The organism is Nostoc sp. LEGE 06077 (assembly GCF_015207705.1).
Taxonomy (GTDB): domain Bacteria; phylum Cyanobacteriota; class Cyanobacteriia; order Cyanobacteriales; family Nostocaceae; genus Nostoc_B.
In genome coordinates, this window is the sequence record NZ_JADEWI010000004.1 from 67,262 (window position 1) to 85,672 (window position 18,411).

Genomic DNA, 18,411 nt, shown 5'->3' on the forward strand with positions numbered 1-18,411 from the left:
CAAACTTGGTTTTTCGTAAGTTTGTATTAGCATAGCTATTTGAAGTGATATATGATACATAATTGTAAGTAAATTCAATACTTTATCAAGATCTCGAAAGTTTATCAGTTCACTCTGTCCACAAAATGTCTTAACTAGTACTTCATTTTGGGTATTCTCTGAATATGGATACACTCGCTTACCTGCATTTAGCTGAAAACTACGAAACATCTGTTAATTCAGAACAGGAAAATCTGGCCGATTCTGATTTATGTTATCCAGAACTAAACTGGCTACCAGAAAAGCGCGGAGCTTTGATGTTATTCATCTCTTGTGCTTTTGGTATTAGTTCTTTCGGTTGGACTAACCCGGCTCAGGCGCTAAAAAAAGGTGAAAAAAATCCACAAGTAGCATCGCTACAGCAAAAACTGCAAGCAGCAGGATATTTTAAACAAGCTGTAACTGGATATTTTGGCTCTGTAACCGAAGCAGCTGTCATCAAATTCCAAAAAGCTAATGGATTAAAAGCTGATGGCGTAGTTGGTTCTCAGACATTAACTGCACTGGAGTCTGCTTCGGGGACATCTACTCCACCGCTGATTCCCACAAAGCCTTCTGTAACTAAAACTACTCCAAAAAAGTCGCCGACTCCTAGTTCTTCAGTAGTGTTACAACGGGGTGATCTTAGCTATGAAGTGATGTCAATTCAGCGAAAATTGGAAGTAGCAGGATATTTTGACCAACCAATCACTGGAGATTTTAACGCCGCGACGGAAGCCGCTGTGATTAAATTTCAGAAAGCTCACGGACTTGTTGGTAATGGAATTGTTGATAATCGCACGTTAACAGCAATGGAATTGGGTAAAACCCAGCAAGCTGCTGCACCATCTCAGTCTACCACACCTGCTGTAGTGAATCCGCCAGTTAGTTCGTCAAAATTGCGATCGCCGCATACTTCACTGTTACGCAGAGGTGATGTCAGTGCTGAGGTGAAGTTTATCCAGCAACAACTGCAAACATCGGGATATCTGGAACAATCAATTACCGGGTCTTTTGATACAGCCACAGAAATAGCCGTGCTGAAATTTCAAAAAGCTCATGGACTCATTGCTGATGGGATTGTTGGGCCAAAAACATTAGCAATCATCAAATCTAAATCTATTAAATCGGCTTCTCCAACCTCTCAGCCTGCTAATCAAAATTCTGTAGTTCCCGATAAATCTAAACAACTCAAAAATTCCACCCAAAAACCAACAAAACCCTCACCAAAAGCTAATGCGATAAAATTCGCTTCAAATCCCACTCAAGCAACAAAAGAAAATTCTCTAGTTCCAAATCAACCACCGCAATTAGAAAATCCTAACCAAGAAAAAATATTAGTAGCATCTGTATCAGAATATGATTTCACTCAACCCTTAGAAAATTCAGCCCAAAAAGATAATATTCAGAAAACTGCTCCCAGTCATTCTCGGAAGATGACACTCAAAAAAACTATTGCGGGGAAGATTTCACCAAAATCTGTTGTACATTCAGGTAATGGGCTATTCTTTGCCCAAAACATGATGTATAACCACACAATCACTGTATACAATCGAGAGCATAAATTAGTCAAAGTCATTCCTGATAAAGTTGATTTATCTAAATTTGGTTACGCTAAATTTAAAGGTAATTATCAAGGCGCACCTGTTGAAGCTAGTTTTTCCCAAGATGGTAAGTACGCCTGGATTTCTAACTACCAAATGTATGGCGCAGGATTTAACAATCCTGGTAGCGATAAATGTAATCCCTCCCAAAAAACAGACAAGAGTTTTTTATATCGGATAAACACCGATAGTTTAGAAATTGACCACGTTGTTCAAGTTGGGTCTGTACCTAAATTTGTTGCTACAGCTAACGATGAAGGGTTAGTACTAGTTAGTAATTGGTGTTCTTGGGATTTGAGTGTTGTAGATACTGCCAAAAATAAGGAGATCAAAAAAATTCCCCTTGGCCCTTATCCCCGTGGAATCGCCATAGATGCAGCTACAAATCAGGCTTATGTTGCCGTTATGGGTTCTTATGATATTGCTAAAGTTGACCTGACAAACTTTTCCGTAAAATGGCTAAAAAATATTGGTAATGCACCAAGACATTTAAATATAGATCCCACAGGTAATTATCTTTATGCTTCCTTGAATGGAGAAGGAAAAATTGCCAAAATTCAGTTACCACAAGGTAAGTTAGTAGATAAAATTTCCACAGGTAATGCACCACGTAGTATGGTTTTATCGGATGATGGACAACGACTTTATGTTGTTAACTACGGCGATAACACAATTAGTAAAATTCGTACTAATGATATGAAAGTAGTACAAAAGATTACTGTTGGTGCTAACCCCATTGGCATTACTTACGACCCACAAACTAGAGAAGTTTGGGTCGCCTGTTACTCCGGTAATATCATGGTCTTTCAGGATTAAGTGAGAGTTTGAGCTAAACTTTAACTGTCTCTCCCTATGGAATGTTAGTAGCTGCTATCAAGAGGAGAGACAGCTTTTTTATTACTAAAACAACAAAGCCGTCATATTATTGCACTAAAACTCTAATACATATAGCTATCTTGCCAAAACGTACAGATGTTTATCTTTACTAAATAATTTGTTATTAACGTTAAACAGCATTATAAGTAAATCACCAAATTTTTTAACAAAAAACTACAAAAAATATTAAGAAAAGTAATAAATAAACTTTTTGCAAAAGTTAATAAATAAATGTGTCATCTTGATAATTTATAACCTATTTATAAATTACTAGCTGATTTTAAAATCAGGATTTACACGGTTATTTCTGAAATTAAAATTGTTTAAGATAATGTTAATGAGATTTTAGTTTTGAAATATAGCAATTCCAATTTTCAATCATAAATTACTTTAGTTGGGTAGCCAATAACAAAAAGGTTGTATTAGATAGTTTTTCTACTAATACAGTTGTGTCTCTTGGTTTTTATGACTCTGTTCGATCTTGCATAAGAAAAGCTATATATCAATATCCATAAAATAGCTATAGAAAGAAGAAGGTGGCAACTAAATATTGCGAGCTTCTAAATTCTTGCCAATCACTATGTGGCTAGTGTGGGTTTTGGCAGGCTAACTTGTGCATTATAAGAAAAAAGGATGACCTACCTGGAACTAATGGTATCAAATAACATAATTAATGAATTTAGAACTTGCACTCAGCTGCAATACAATGGTCAACTGGATATTAAAAGTGTCAAAGGACAAAAGTGGTCTTTTTATTATCGTCTAGGGCGGATAGTGTGGGCAACAGGAGGCACTCATCCTTTTCGGCGCTGGCGCAGATATATGACACAATATTGTCCGCAAATTGATATTGAGAAAATCCAGTTTCGCCAGCAAGATTTCGTAGCTTCTTACTGGGATTATCGCCTGTTAGAAATTTTATACAAACGGCAAAAGATTCAGAGAGAGCAAATTCAAGGGATTGTCGAAAGTACAATCACTGAATTGTTGTTTGACCTAGCCCAGCATACAGATTTTGTTACTTTCAGTTGCGATCGCAACCAAAACATAATTTTAGAAACACCAATGAGTTTCACCAGTGCAGATTTATCTGTCAAACACATGCAAGACTCGTGGAAAAGTTGGTCAGAAGCAGGCTTGACTAACTTTTCTCCCGACTTAGCACCAGTTCTCCGCCGGCCAGAACAACTCCAGCAACATGTCAGTCCATCTGTTTACAAAAACTTTGTCAGTTTGATCAATGGTAAACAAACACTGCGGGATTTAGCCGCAACAATGAAGCAGAATGTTTTACCTGTAACTCGCTCATTGCTTCCATACATCCTTAAAGGCATCATTGAATTAATCGAAGTGCCAGACCTACCTTTGCTATGTACTGAAGTTAATAATGAATCTAATTCCACGCAACCAAAAAACGCTTATATTCCATTAGTAGCCTGCGTAGATGATAGTCCCCAAGTCTGTAAAATGCTAGAAGAGATTGTTACTTCTCATGGGTTAAGATTCATTAAAATTCAAGACCCAATACAAGCACTCCCAATTTTAATTCAAAATAAACCAGATCTGATTTTTTTAGATTTAATTATGCCAGTCGCTAGTGGTTATGAAATCTGTACTCAGCTGCGACGAGTCTCTACTTTTGCGAATACACCCGTAGTCATCTTAACGGGCAATGATGGTTTATTAGATAGAGTCCGTGCTAAGGTTGTTGGTTCTACAGATTTTTTGACTAAACCTGTAGCTGCCGATAAAGTTATGAGCGTGATCCGGAAATATCTGCAAGTCCAAACTCCCACGAAAGTTACACCATCTAAAACGCAGAGTACATCTAGTTTAGAGATATCTTTAGGACATTAGTTATCTACTACAGATAGTTAGTAACAACAGACATGAATAGATATTTATCTGGCTTAATCTAATAGTTTGAGCAAACAAATTTTACTGGCTTTAAACTATGCCACTTTATCTATGTTCGAGAAAATGTTACATTTTTGTACCAACTTTTTTACAAAAAAAATCTAAAAGTAAGTGTTTTTTCTATAACATTTACCCCAATAATCAACCAGAATTGAATCAAGAAAAAACTCGGATTTATTTATGACTGTAGATTTAGAGTTTTTGTTTCTATTTGTAAGTAAATTTAGCAGGAAATTTCTATGAATACTGTTTTAGTTGTTGAAGATGGTTTGACAGATATGGAAATACTCAGTCGTTATCTGCAACAAGCTGGCTATTCTGTCATTAGTGCAATAAGTAGTGAAGAAGCCCAAGTTAAGATCCAAGGAAATAAGCCAGATGTAATATTTCTAGATGTAATTTTGCCCGGAAAAAGTGGATTTGAAATTTGTCGGGAACTAAAAGCTAATCCCGAAACTAGTAAAATACCTGTGGTTTTTTGTTCAACTAAAAATAGTGATGTGGATAAAATGTGGGGAAATATGTTAGGAGCGGATGGTTATTTATCCAAGCCTATTAATAAAGAAGAATTAGTGAAAACCCTGAAGCAACTACTACATTGAAGTTGTTCACATTTGTATTTCAAATTAATGCCCTATTTGCAATACACATCTTATCAAAAATTAAAGGATTAATTAACTTTGGAAAACCAGGAAAAATTTTTAAGCTTTACTTTAGGTAGCAGTGATCAGGCAGTAATTTCATTACAGTATATTACAGAAGTTTTACAAGTGTCATTGGGAGATATCTGTGGTGTACCTCAAATGCCTAGTTGTGTTTTAGGTATATATAATTGGCGGGGTGAAATGCTGTGGTTAGTTGATTTAGAAGAGATGCTAGGTTATCCCTCACTTTTACAAGGGATTAATTTTCTCTCCAAAATGATGGCTATTATTTTAGAAGTGGATGGGAAGAATCTCGGATTTTTAGTACGAAATATGATGGATATTGAGTGGCTAGAAACTCAGCAAATGAAGCTGCCATCTACTGATTTTTTCTCGCCCAAAATTTCGGCTTTTCTCCAAGGTTACTTTATTAATGCTATGGAAGAAATGGTACTTAGCTTAGATGCAGTAGCGATTATTAAATCTCCTATGTGGTTGAGCCAAAATTGAAATCAAAATGTGAATATTTGCCGTAAGTAAAAGCTGAAAAATCAATATTTTAATAACGTAATGGAGGTATTTTGAAATGACAATTGCATATCATAACAGTAAAGAAGGGCATGAACACGTAATCACTGAAGTAGAAGTAAGCGAAAATCAATCTGTCAGCCAGATAACTACAAATATTTCTCATACTGAATTAGCTACAGTCAATACAGTGGCTCAAGAATTTAAACTGTGGCGACAGCAGTTACAAGCCATGACATCTGTGATGCGTCAAGCTAAAGATATAGATACATTGCTGAAGGTGACTGTAAATCAAGTTAGAGAAAAAATTACTTGCGATCGCGCCTTAATTTATCAGTTTACTTCCATAGATTCTGGTACGGTCTTAGCAGAGTCAAGAATACTAGGTTGGACACCTGTATTAGGTGAAAATCTACCAGGAATGCTGTTTGGTTTGTATAACAATCAAGATTATTTAGAATCTGTAGTAATTGACGACATTGAGCAAATTCAAGTTACACCTTATCAAAAACAATTACTGGATAAATATCAAATCAAAGCGAGTTTAAGTTTACCCATCGTGATTGAAGGTAAAGTCTGGGGATTACTCACTGTTAATACTTGTTCTTATACCAGACAGTGGCAAGAAACAGAAATTACCTTTTTGTCTCAAGTTACTACAGAATTAGCTTACAAATTTCAGAGCTTTGAATTCCACAGAGAATTAGAAATTAGAACCCAGTCTAAAAAATCAGTAGCTAAAGTCATTGAGAAGATTATTCAAATATCTGATATTGACAAGATTTTTCAAACAACAACTCAGGAAATCCGGCAATTATTACGATGCGATCGCGTTGCTGTTTATCGTTTTAATCCTGATTGGAGTGGCGAATTTGTTGCCGAATCAGTTGGTCATGGTTGGGTAAAGCTAGTCGGCCCAGGGATTAAAACTGTTTGGGAAGATACACATTTACAAGAAACCCAAGGTGGACGTTACCGCCATCATGAAAGCTTTGTGGTTGATGATATTTATCAGGCAGGCCATTTTCAGTGCCATGTGGAAGTTTTAGAGCAATTTGAAGTTAAAGCTTATGTGATAGTACCCGTATTTGCTGGAGAAAAATTGTGGGGTTTGTTAGCAGCTTATCAAAATTCTGGCACCCGCAATTGGCAAGATTGGGAAGCTAGTTTCTTAGGGCAAATAGGTTTGCAATTTGGCATAGCGATCGCCCATGCAGAGTATCTCGGACAAATGCAAGTACAATCTCGACAATTAGTCCAGATTGCGGAACAAGAAAAAACCTTAACTAAGATAGTCAACCGCATCCGCCAATCTCAAGATGTGGAAAGTGTTTTTAGAACAACTACCCAAGAAGTCAGGCTCTCCTTAAGATGCGATCGCGTTGCTGTTTATCGTTTCAATTCTGACTGGGGTGGTGAGTTTGTTGCTGAGTCAGTAGGTAGCAATTGGGTAAAATTGGTAGGGCCAAATATCAACACTGTCCTAGATGATACTTATCTGCAAGAAACTCAAGGGGGTCGATATATCAGAGGTGAAAATTTTGTAGTTAATGATATCTACAAAATCGGTCTAGCCCCCTGTCACATCGAAATTTTAGAACAATTTGAAGCCAGAGCTTATATTATTGTTCCCATCTTTTTTGGTGAACAATTGTGGGGTTTATTGGCAGCATATCAAAACTCTAGCAGCCGTGAATGGCACCCGTGGGAAGTTAACTTTTTAAATCAGATTGCCTTGCAATTTAGTGTGGCAAAATCGCAAATAGACTATTTAGAACAAGTGCGAGTTAAAACCGAAAAATTAACTCAGATTGCTGAACAAGAAAAAGCCTTTACGAAGATAGTTAACCGGATTAGACAATCATTAGACGTAGATGAAATCTTCAAAATTACTACTCAAGAAGTACGGCAATTATTACGATGCGATCGCATCGCTGTGTATCGCTTAAACTCTGACTGGAGTGGTGAGTTTATTGCTGAGTCAGTTGGTCATAATTGGGTCAAACTGGTAGGCATAGATATCAAAACAGTCTGGGAAGATACCCATCTCCAAGAAACTCAAGGGGGACGATACGCCAAAGGTGAAAACTTTGTTGTAAATGACATTTATCAAGTAGGTCATTCTCCTTGCCATCTCGAAATTTTAGAGCAATTTGAAGCTAAAGCTTATGTAATTGTGCCAATCTTCTTTGGAGAAACATTGTGGGGCTTATTAGCAGCTTATCAAAATTCTGCCTCTCGTGATTGGGAAGAATCACAAGTCAGCTTGTTAGCCCGGATTGGTGATCAATTAGGACTAGCATTACAACAAACAGAACATTTACATCAACTACAGGCGCAGTCAGCACAACTAGCAGAAGCAGCCGAAAGAGAAAAAGCCGCCAAGGAATTACTGCAACAAAGATCTATTCAACTGTTAATGGCACTCCGGCCTGCTTTAGACGGTGATTTAACAGTCCGTGCGCCCATTACAGAAGATGAACTCGGCACGATTGCCGATGCTTACAATAATACTCTGCAAGCACTGCGGCAAATTGTAACTCAGGTGCAAGCAGCTGCCCAAAAAGTAGTGCAAACTTCTGCCAGTAGCAATGCTTCTCTTGCTGGACTGAACAATTTAGCACAACAACAATCTGAAGAAATTACCTCTGCTTTGGGTGATATTCAACAAATGGTAGATTCTACCCAAGCTGTGGTGGCTAACGCTGAATTAGTGCAAGTAGCAGTACAAAAAGCCAATCAAACAGTAGAATCAGGCGATACAGCCATGAATCTAACTGTCAAAGCTATTGAAGCAATTCGAGAAACTGTTGCCCAAACTAGCAAGAAGATTAAGCGCCTGAGTGAATCTTCGCAAAAAATCTCGAAAGTAGTCAATTTAATTAGTAATTTTGCTACCCAAACCAACGTTTTAGCACTGAATGCAGCCATTGAAGCCACCCGTGCAGGTGAGTATGGCAAAGGCTTTGCAGTTGTAGCTGATGAAGTACGTTCTTTATCTCGTCAATCAGCAGCAGCAACTATTGAAATTGAAAAATTAGTTCAAGAAATTCAAGCAGAGACTGGAGAAGTTGCTGTAGCAATGGAAACAGGTATTCAGCAAGTTGTAGAAGGAACAAATTTAGTTAGCGAAACCCGCCAAAACTTGAACGCTATTGTTTCGGTAACTGCTGAAATTAGCCAATTAATTCAACAAATTACCGCAGCTACTCAAACACAAATGGGTCAGTCGAAAACTGTGACTACATCAATGCAAGATGTCGCAGAAATTGCTAACAAAACCTTTGCTGAATCTCAAGAAATCGCGGCTATTTTCCAAGATTTATTAGGGATGGCACAAGAACTATTAACAACTGCAAGTAAGTTCAAAGTTCATTAAGTCAAAGAGAGTAGGAAGAAGGAGCCAATTACTTAGTCTCCTTTTTCCTTCACCTCTAGCCTCTAGCCTCTAGTTCCTAAAATTCATTTCCCAATTATGATTACAGATGCTGAAATCCGTGAACAAGGTTATATCTATTTCTTAGCAGAAGCCCCAGAACTGTTACAAACCATTGAACAAGAACTGTTGGGTTTTGCAGAAGACGAAGATAATAGAAAGAATAAAGTTCATACTTTAATGCGGGCTACTCATACACTCAAGGGCGGCGCTGCTAATGTTGGACTAGAAGCAATTCAAATAATTGCTCACTCTCTAGAAGATGTATTTAAAGCTTTATATAATCCAGAAATAGTTATTGATGCTGATTTACATACCCTCTTAATTAAATCTTACGAGTGTTTGCGTCTAGCTTTAACCGCAGAATTAACCAGCAGTGCAGTTAATGTGGAAGAAATTATTGCCCGCGCAACTACTATTTTTGCACAGTTACAAGAAAAACTCGGTGATGATTTTGGTGCGGATAATTATATTCCCACTTCTCAAGAATTAGGATTTGATGTTGTTCGGTCAATTTTTGAACTGGGAGTTCAACAACACATCGAAAGTATTGCTGCAATTATTCAGCATCCTCCTGATGATGATGAATTGAGAGATTTTTTGAACTCCCAAGCAGAAGTATTTCTGGGACTAGCACAATCTTTAGATTTACTTGGATTAGGAGAACTCGCAGAAAAAATTATAGCTGCTTTGCAAGTAAGCCCTGCTCAAGTTCAGCAAATTGCCGAACTGGCACTACAAGATTTACAAGCGTTACAAACAGCAGTATTCTCAGGCGATCGCACTTGTGTTGGTATCATCTCTTCAGCTTGGCAAAATCTCACACACGTAGTCAATCAAGAACCGTTATCTCAAGACGTTCAAGATAATTCACCTGCTTGTAATTTACTCAAAAGTGCGACAGAATTTTACCAATTTTTAACTATATCGGAAAATCACAATCATGAACGGGTTAAGCCTACAACGGCTAAGTTATACCTTAAGCTCATTCAATATATTTTAGGTTGGTTTGATTCCCAGAAACAAATACCTAAACAAGAGCTTAATTTATCTCTATTAATTCCCAAATTAGATATAGACAATCAAATAAATTATATTAAAGATTGGTCAACAGAATTTTTATCTTTCGTGCAGAATCCCGAAGATAGTTATAGTCTTTGTGTTTATCGCCAAGGGATTGTTTTAATTGTCCTTCTGGCAGTTACTAAATTTGAGTACGCCAATGAGCCGGGTGATAGCTACATTCTTTTAACCCAGAGCTTGCAAAAACAAATCCTGACATTAGCCAAAGAATATAAAAATTATCCGCCTGTAAATAGCCAAGAAAAAAATTGGCTAGAGCATCCTAAATTACAAAGTCTTTTAGCTCTCAACGAAACATTAAATTCTGATTTTCCAGAAACAGATAACTTATTAGAATCAATCTGGGGGGTGGAAGCAGAAGCTGGACTTTTACAAGATAATCATAATATTGATAAATTATCTGGTGAAGAACAGCAAGTTTTAGAGCCAGTTATTGAAGCTACTAGTAATACTCATGAGCAGTTAGCAGATAAAAGCCATCAATTTATCAAAAATCAAAACTTACGTCAGACTTCATTTGTACGTGTAGATGTTGAAGGATTACGCAACCTCAATTATCTAGCAGGAGAACTACTGATTCACCAAAAGAAACGTACTCTCCAGGATACACAACTGCAAGATGTGATTGAGCAACTATTCCGGCAGATAAATACTCATCAAATGGTATTAAATCATTTAAGAGATTTGCCATTAAATTTGCCAATTTTTACTAATCAATCACCACAAAATTTTGCCGCAGTGAAATTTGACTCACTGGAAATGGATGTATATACAGAATTTAACTTAGCACTACACGCAGCGATAGAAGAAACTCTACAACTACAAGAAACTACAGAATCTCTGGATTTAATTATCAAACAAGCTACTCAAGTAAGCGATAAAAAACAAAATTTAGTTTTCACTATTCTTGATAACTTGTTAGAAGCTAGGATGTTACCTTTAGGCGATATCTTGAATCGTTTTCCTTTAATGGTGAAAAAATTAGCTAACATTTATCATAAAAATGTCAAGTTACAACTTAATGGTACAGAGGTACTGGTAGATAAAGCGATCGCCGAAAAACTTTATGAGCCATTATTACACTTAGTGCGTAATGCTTTTGATCACGGGATTGAACCTCCACAAGTACGTCAAGAACGCGGTAAACCAGAACAAGGTTTAATTACAATCCGGGCATATCATCAAAGTAGCCAAACTATTATTGAGGTGCAAGACGATGGACAAGGATTAAATCTGGAAAGCATTCGTCAAAAAGCAATTGAGATGAATCTTGTTGTATCTAATGAACATGAACCAGAATTATTAGATTTGATGTTTGCACCAGGATTATCCACTGCTGAACAGGTAAGTAATATTTCGGGACGCGGTATGGGGTTGGATATTGTGCGTTCTCAAATGGAAGCGCTTCATGGTTCAATTTCTGTCCGAACTTTGCCGCAACAAGGCACAAAATTCACACTCAAATTACCTTTTTCTATGACTACTGACCAATTGATGCTAGTTCAGGTGGGGGGCGTTATTTATGCATTATTGTTAGACAATGTGGAAAAAATCTTAATTCCTTCTCCGCAACAAATTAAGCACCTAGAAGGTAAAAAAGTTTTACACTGGAATACAGACCAGGATGAGAGTTTAATTAGTTTATATCAGCTTTCTGAGTTGATGCCTTATAACTGTTCTGCTGTTAAGAGTAATAGCCTCAATCATACACAAACCACTCTTGACACAAGATTTATAAATAATCCTGTATTAATAATTAGGCGTAATCAGAGTGTTTTTGGGTTAGAAGTTGACCAAATAATTGGTGAACAAGAATTAGTCATTAGACCATTAGGAAATGCGATCGCGCCACCAAAATATGTTTACGGTTGTAGTACTTCTGCTAATGGTAATCTAATTTTAGTCATCGATGGCTCTCTGCTATCAGAGTCTATCAATATTCCAGCCACACCTGAACTTACCACAATACCAATAGTTTCTTATAGTCAACCCGCGTTACAAACAGCAGACGATTTACCTATCTCTCTACCCTTAGATACTAAAGAAATAATATTTTCTCAGCAGGTAGAAACTAATTCTCAAGCACCAAAGGTAGTTTTGATAGTAGATGATGCGATTAGTTTGCGACAAACCCTCTCTCTGACACTACAACGAGATGGTTATCAAGTAATTCAAGCACAAAATGGTGTGGAAGCTCTAGAGCAGCTACAAAAATATTCAGATATTCAAGTGATTATTTCTGATTTGGAAATGCCACACATGAATGGATTTGAATTGTTGAATAATATTAAACAATTCCCGAATATTGCCAAAATCCCCGTAGTAATTTTATCTTCTCGGAGCGCCGAAAAACATCGTCAACTTGCTCAAGAACTTGGTGCTAAAGCTTACCTAACTAAGCCTTATCTAGAGCATGAATTTCTCTCTACGATTTCGTCTTTAATTAAGAAAACAGACGCTGCAACTAATGTGGTCATGGAGTTAACTTATGAAGCTGTTTGACCAATGAACTATAGAAATAATTTAGAGGACTTACGCAATTGTCATATTTTTGTCGTTGAGGCTGTCAACAGTCAATGGTCAATAGTCTAAAAAAACCTTGATTTTTGACCATTGACCATTGACTATTGACTCTTGTACCAGAAAATAGGCGTGCCAGTTCCGTAAGTCCTGAATTAATTTCTCTGTTAATATATTCTCAGATCGGTTGAGTTTCTGGTAGCTTGAGTTGAAGCAATATTCATAGCTTTGTAAATCTGAGTTTAATGTCTATAGATTTAGTTTATCGACTGGGTGTTGCTTCACCAAATTTAATTAAAAAGGCGATCGCTACACTCACCGCTAAAATTAATGTCATACTTAGTGCAGAACCAAAACCCCAATTTTGGGTAACTCCAAGGAATTGGTTGTAAACTAACCGCGCCGCTGTCATACTCGAAGACCCACCCAAGAGTTCGGGGTCAATGAAATCTCCTAATCCTGTAATAAAGACTAGGATTGAACCAGCCGTTATTCCTGGGGAAACTTGGGGTGCGGTTACTTTCCAAAAAGTCTGCATAGGATTTGCACCTAAATCAGCAGCAGCTTCTAGCAAGCGCTTATCTAATTTTTCTAGAGAAGCATATAAAATTAACACCATATAAGGTAATAAGCTGTAACTCATGCCAATGAATACAGCAGGAATGCTGTAAAGTAAGTCTAAAGTTGGTAAGCCTAAATTACTCAGAATATTATTTAATAACCCAGTTCGACGGAGAATTGTAATCCAAGCGTAAGAACGGAGTAAAGAGGAAGTCCACAAAGGTAAAACAAAAGCTAATAATAGTAAATTACGCCATTTTTTGGGTGCAATTTGTGCTAACCAATAAGCAACAGGAAAACCGAATATTAAACAGATTATAGTTGTCCCCAATGCCAACCAGAGCGATCGCACAATCACATGCAAATAAAGCGAGTCGAATATCCGAATATAATTCTCTAAGCTACTGGGATTTACTAAATCCCCCGGTCTAATATGGGGAACTAAACTTAGCTGGAAAATTATCAATGCTGGTAGTACTAGTAATAATAGTAACCAAATACCTGCTGGGGCTAGTAATAATAAGGGTTGCAGAAAGTTAAATGTAGGACGATGCAATTTTTCAACACTGGGAATCTCATCGGGATGATTTATTGAAGAAGACATATTGCTTATCGATAGAAGTTTAGTTTAAAGTTTTACTTGGGAAACTTATTAGTACAGGTCGGTGTAAATCAACAGACCATGTGGAATTGCTAAAAGGCTTGTGGTATTAATATTCTTTGTTTTGACTTTTGACTTTTATCTTGTTGTACTAGTCTCTTGTTCATTAGTCTTAACTGCTAGTTAATTGAGTCCAGTAACGCTCATAAACTTCCTCAAAGTCACCCAGAGGAGTAATCCGTTCACACTTTTCTAAAAGTTCGGGGTCGGGAAATAAATTCTTATTATCTTGCAGCTTTTTGGGTAATTGTTCAAATCCTGCACCATTAGGAGTAGAAATATTCAAATTTTTGCTAATAATTGCTGCAACTTCCGGTTGCAAAATAAAGTTAATCCAAGCATAAGCACCATCGGTATTTGGGGCGCTTTTGGGGATGACAATTGTATCAGTCCATAAGGAAGAACCACTGCGGGGTACCACATATTTAAATTTAGGATTTTCTTTAATGACGCGAATAGCATCGGCTGAGTAACACATAGCTAATAGCAAATCTCCCGCCAGAATTTGGTTTTGCCAAGCATCAGTATCAAAGGAGGCGATCGCCGGTTTTAATTGCTGCAATTTGTTATATGCTTGTTTCAGTTCCTCTTCCTCTTTTGAATTGTAGGAATAACCTAACATTCGTAATACTGCACCCATCACCTCCCGGACATCATTGAGTAATGTTATCCGCTTATTTAGCATTGTCTGATTTTGCCAGAGATAATCCCAATCTTCTGGTGCTGTTTGCAGAACTTCAGAGTTGTAAATTAATCCTGTCGTTCCCCAGTTGAATGGTAAACTATAACGATTATTTGGGTCATAACTAGGATTTTTAAATTGCGGAAATAAATTATCTAAACCAATTAAGCGATTATGATTTAATTCGATTAATAAATTTTTCTCTACCATCTTCTGTACCATATAGTCAGATGGGTAAATTACACTGTAAGCACCACCACCTCCAGCTAATAGTTTGGCTAACATCACTTCATTAGAATCATAAGGATCTACAAGCACTTGCAGTCCTGTTTGGCTGCTAAAAGTTTGGAGTAGTTTTTTATCTGCATATTGTGTCCAAGTATAAAGATATAATTTGTCAGTGTGAGTTGATTTTGTAGCCGCACGGACATTTGCTAATCTCCAACCACAACCAGTTAAAGATAAGCTAGAAAATGCTGCTACTTTTTGGAGAAACTTTCTTCTATTTGTCATGTCTCATTTAAATTATTGACTAATAGCCAAACAATCACTTTCTGCCCATAAAACGTAAATAGGTGTGTCTCTATCTGGCAAATTACCAAAGGTATTAGGCTGTAAAACGCTGATGTTTATACCGTTTGTTAATTCCACCACATAAGTAACATGGGTTCCCAAATACATAACATTAACGAGTCTTCCTTCAAAGGAATTACTTGGTAAATTCGGCGGATATAGTGATAGTTGGATTTTTTCTGGGCGGACACTTACCACTACTGATTGTGATAATTCTGTTGGTGTGTCTTCATAACGCGTAACTATAATTTGCAGTCCGGTTTTCGTGACAACTTGTATACAATCAGCTTCGACAGCAGCAATTTCACCACTAAATAAATTAGTATCACCAATAAAATCAGCGACAAAAGCGGTTTGAGGATGTTCGTAAATTTCGCTGGGAGTACCAATTTGCTCAATTTTGCCTTGATTCATCACAGCAATGCGATCGCTCAAAGACAATGCTTCTTCTTGGTCGTGGGTGACTAAAATAAAGGTTAAGCCTAACTTTTTATGTAAGTTAGATAATTCCACCTGCATTTCTTTTCGCAGTTTTAAATCTAAAGCGCCTAAAGGTTCATCCAACAGCAGCACAGTTGGATGATTAACTAAAGCCCTAGCTAATGCTACCCTTTGCTGTTGACCACCAGAAAGTTGACTGGGAAAGCGCGATCGCAAACTTTCCATTTTGACGAGTTTTAAAGCTTCTGTCACTCGACTTTCAATTTCAGATTTGCGGAGTTTTTTTAATTGCAGTCCAAAGGCGATGTTATCCCAAACATTCAGGTGATTGAACAGCGCGTAACTTTGAAATACAGTATTGACTGGACGGCGATAAGGCGGAACATTCGTCATGGGTTGACCTTGAATCAACACCTTACCCGCATCCGCAGTTTCAAATCCCGCAATTAAACGTAATGTTGTTGTCTTGCCACAACCAGAGGGGCCTAAAATACTAAAAAACTCCCCTTTGCGGACATCTAAATCGATTCCATGTACGGCTGGTTCTTGCTTGAAGAACTTAAACACGTTACGCAGTTCCACATCCAGTGGCTGAAACGACGTAATCCCCTTCTGATTCTGCACAACAGATTGAGCCATAATCCTCAGTAGAATGCTGTGATTTAACCTGATTGTTTCCGTGAATGTAGCCTATTAAGCAGACTTAAATAACACTTTGGTTAATTGTATCCGCCAAAAACCCTAGATCGGGAATATACGTTTGTGATTGTTACAAGCTTAATATCAAGGCTCATTTTCGGGCATTCTATACCCAGCACTTGATCTCAGAATTTTTACTTAATATATGAGCAACGTTTCCCCAAAGGAACAAACCACAGGTTGATCTGTGGAATCAATCTAAAATCCCAAATCTAAAATTATTTGTCCTATGGCTTTATTTCCATCATCTTTACCAAATAGCAGAAAAGATACACGGACTGTCGGACGTGGTATACAGTCAATCTTCTTAATTGGATTCACTTTATTGACTCTGGCGGGGATTGAAGCACGGTTAGCATATTTACAAATCGTGGAAGGATCTCAACTGCGGAAACGTGCTGAATCTAACAGGGTTCGCACCATTCTCAAACAGCCAGAACGAGGTAATATTTTTGACCGCAATGGTAAGCTGTTAGCCACTACCCGATATCCGCATTCTGTATACTTGTGGCCGCTGGCACATACTAAGCCATCTTGGTCGGTGGTGGGGCCACGATTATCGAAAATTCTGGGTATCCCCCAAGAAGAAATGGAACATAAGCTAGACGCAGCTGGCCCTAACTCTGCTTCTCTAATTCGGATTGCGCGTGATGTTAGCGAAGCCCAAATTACAGCTTTAAAAGAGTATGAAAACGAACTAAAAGATGTAGAAATTAACACAGATGCAGTACGCTACTATCCACATGGTCAAGAATTAGCCCACATACTGGGTTATACAAGGGAATTGACCCCCGAACAGTTGAAAGATAAGCAAAAAGAAGGCTACCGTCTGGGAGATGTCATCGGCCAGATGGGCATAGAAAAGGCTTATGAAAAGACCTTACGCGGCGAATGGGGTGGTCAGCAGGTCGAAGTGGATGGCGCAGGTCGCCCAATCCGTATTTTGGGAGAAAAACAAGCTAAATCAGGTAAAGATCTACATTTAACAATAGACTGGGAACTGCAAAAAGCCGCAGACAAAGCTTTAGGTAAGTATCAAGGTGCAATTGTCGCCCTTGATCCTAGAAACGGTGCAGTTTTAGCAATGGTGTCTCATCCTGGGTTTGACCCGAATATTTTTTCTAAGCAAAAACTCTCACAAAAAGATTGGGAAAGTGTTCAAGGTAAAGACCATCCTTTAGTAAATCGGGCGTTAAGTGCTTTTCCTCCCGCGAGTACGTTCAAAATTGTCACCACAACGGCTGGGTTGGAATCAGGTAGGTTTTCCCCTGGAACAGTGCTGCAAACCTATGGTTCCTTAACTGTTGGTGGTGTGACCTTTGGGGAATGGAACCATGCAGGGTTTGGGCCTTTGGGATTTCCTAGGGCGATCGCTATGAGTAGTGATACATTCTTTTATCAAGTTGGTAAAGGCGTTGGTGGCCCGACTTTAATTGAGTGGAGTCGCAAATATGGTTTCGGTCAAAGAACTGGAATTGAGTTCCCCAGTGAAGAAACGAAGGGTTTAGTTCCTGATGAAAGCTGGAAACAAAAAGCTTGGAAAATACCTTGGACTGTAGGCGACACAATTAATATGTCCATTGGTCAAGGTGCTTTGCAGGTGACACCACTGCAATCAGCAATTATGTTTTCTGTCCCTGCTAATGGTGGGTATCGTGTCAAGCCCCATTTGTTGAAAGACAACGAAGAAGCAAAAAGCTGGCGCGAATCTTTAGATATGAAGCAGTCAACTATTAACGTTCTCCGGGATGGACTGCGGAAGGTAATTACTGAAGGTACAGGTAAGCGCTTAAATCTACCAACTATCGCCCCATCATCCGGTAAGAGTGGTACAGCCGAAGCTGGTGTTGGTCGGCCTAATCATACTTGGTTTGGTGCTTATAGCCCTAGCGATCGCCCCGAAATTACCGTTGTCGCCTTTGGCGAAAACTCCGGTGATCATGGTGGTACAGTCTGCGGCCCAATGGTTTTACAAGTATTGGAAGCATATTTCCAGCACAAGTATCCAGGTAAGTACCAAAAACCAGAATCAGCAAATTCTCAAAACGCTAGTGGTGTTAACGGTGACTAATACTGAATTAGTCATTGATCATTTGTATTTACAAAGGACAAAGAACAAATGATCAATGACATTCTCCACCAGAGAATTAGCACTCAAAGGAGCGTGA

At 38.0% G+C, this 18,411-nt stretch carries 10 protein-coding genes; 7 read left to right on the forward strand and 3 right to left on the reverse strand.

What is annotated here, in order from left to right; translation table 11 throughout:
• The first annotated feature begins 164 nt into the window (after positions 1-164).
• The 6 genes from IQ244_RS04235 (at position 165) to IQ244_RS04260 (ending at position 12,608) form a co-directional block, all read left to right on the forward strand.
• Positions 165-2,438, forward strand: coding sequence for a peptidoglycan-binding protein (locus IQ244_RS04235; protein ID WP_193890140.1), 2,274 nt, complete (start codon positions 165-167; stop codon positions 2,436-2,438).
• Positions 2,439-3,131: 693 nt separating this feature from the next.
• Positions 3,132-4,355, forward strand: coding sequence for a response regulator (locus tag IQ244_RS04240; RefSeq protein WP_193890142.1), 1,224 nt, complete (start codon positions 3,132-3,134; stop codon positions 4,353-4,355).
• Positions 4,356-4,654: 299 nt separating this feature from the next.
• Complete coding sequence (locus tag IQ244_RS04245; protein WP_193890144.1) at positions 4,655-5,017, forward strand: response regulator transcription factor; 363 nt, start codon at positions 4,655-4,657, stop codon at positions 5,015-5,017.
• 78 nt (positions 5,018-5,095) lie between these two features.
• Positions 5,096-5,569, forward strand: coding sequence for a chemotaxis protein CheW (locus IQ244_RS04250; RefSeq protein WP_193890146.1), 474 nt, complete (start codon positions 5,096-5,098; stop codon positions 5,567-5,569).
• A gap of 76 nt (positions 5,570-5,645) precedes the next feature.
• Positions 5,646-8,966, forward strand: a complete 3,321-nt coding sequence (locus IQ244_RS04255) for a GAF domain-containing protein (protein ID WP_193890154.1) — start codon at positions 5,646-5,648, stop codon at positions 8,964-8,966.
• Positions 8,967-9,062: 96 nt separating this feature from the next.
• A complete protein-coding gene (locus tag IQ244_RS04260; protein ID WP_193890156.1) occupies positions 9,063-12,608 on the forward strand; it encodes a hybrid sensor histidine kinase/response regulator in 3,546 nt (1,181 codons plus the stop codon).
• Between the two features lie 280 nt (positions 12,609-12,888).
• Here the strand turns inward: IQ244_RS04260 and IQ244_RS04265 are convergent, their stop codons facing one another.
• The 3 genes from IQ244_RS04265 to IQ244_RS04275 form a co-directional block, all read right to left on the reverse strand.
• Positions 12,889-13,791, reverse strand: a complete 903-nt coding sequence (locus IQ244_RS04265) for an ABC transporter permease (RefSeq protein ID WP_193890158.1) — start codon at positions 13,789-13,791, stop codon at positions 12,889-12,891.
• Between the two features lie 169 nt (positions 13,792-13,960).
• Positions 13,961-15,043 carry an ABC transporter substrate-binding protein gene (locus IQ244_RS04270; RefSeq protein ID WP_193890160.1) on the reverse strand — a complete coding sequence of 361 codons (1,083 nt, stop codon included), beginning with the start codon at positions 15,041-15,043 and terminating at the stop codon, positions 13,961-13,963.
• Positions 15,044-15,055: 12 nt separating this feature from the next.
• Positions 15,056-16,183 carry an ABC transporter ATP-binding protein gene (locus IQ244_RS04275; protein WP_193890162.1) on the reverse strand — a complete coding sequence of 376 codons (1,128 nt, stop codon included), beginning with the start codon at positions 16,181-16,183 and terminating at the stop codon, positions 15,056-15,058.
• 289 nt (positions 16,184-16,472) lie between these two features.
• Here IQ244_RS04275 and mrdA point away from each other — a divergent pair, with 289 nt between their 5' ends.
• Complete coding sequence (mrdA, locus tag IQ244_RS04280) at positions 16,473-18,314, forward strand: penicillin-binding protein 2 (protein ID WP_193890164.1); 1,842 nt, start codon at positions 16,473-16,475, stop codon at positions 18,312-18,314.
• Positions 18,315-18,411: the final 97 nt, after the last annotated feature.

Excerpts from the sequence above, each read along its gene's own strand:
- IQ244_RS04275 (WP_193890162.1), bottom strand. The coding sequence starts at position 16,183 with ATGGCTCAATCTGTTGTGCAGAATCAGAAGGGGATTACGTCGTTTCAG.
- IQ244_RS04235 (WP_193890140.1), top strand. The coding sequence starts at position 165 with ATGGATACACTCGCTTACCTGCATTTAGCTGAAAACTACGAAACATCT.
- IQ244_RS04240 (WP_193890142.1), top strand. The coding sequence starts at position 3,132 with ATGACCTACCTGGAACTAATGGTATCAAATAACATAATTAATGAATTT.
- mrdA (WP_193890164.1), top strand. The coding sequence starts at position 16,473 with ATGGCTTTATTTCCATCATCTTTACCAAATAGCAGAAAAGATACACGG.
- IQ244_RS04270 (WP_193890160.1), bottom strand. The coding sequence starts at position 15,043 with ATGACAAATAGAAGAAAGTTTCTCCAAAAAGTAGCAGCATTTTCTAGC.
- IQ244_RS04255 (WP_193890154.1), top strand. The coding sequence starts at position 5,646 with ATGACAATTGCATATCATAACAGTAAAGAAGGGCATGAACACGTAATC.
- IQ244_RS04260 (WP_193890156.1), top strand. The coding sequence starts at position 9,063 with ATGATTACAGATGCTGAAATCCGTGAACAAGGTTATATCTATTTCTTA.
- IQ244_RS04265 (WP_193890158.1), bottom strand. The coding sequence starts at position 13,791 with ATGTCTTCTTCAATAAATCATCCCGATGAGATTCCCAGTGTTGAAAAA.
- IQ244_RS04245 (WP_193890144.1), top strand. The coding sequence starts at position 4,655 with ATGAATACTGTTTTAGTTGTTGAAGATGGTTTGACAGATATGGAAATA.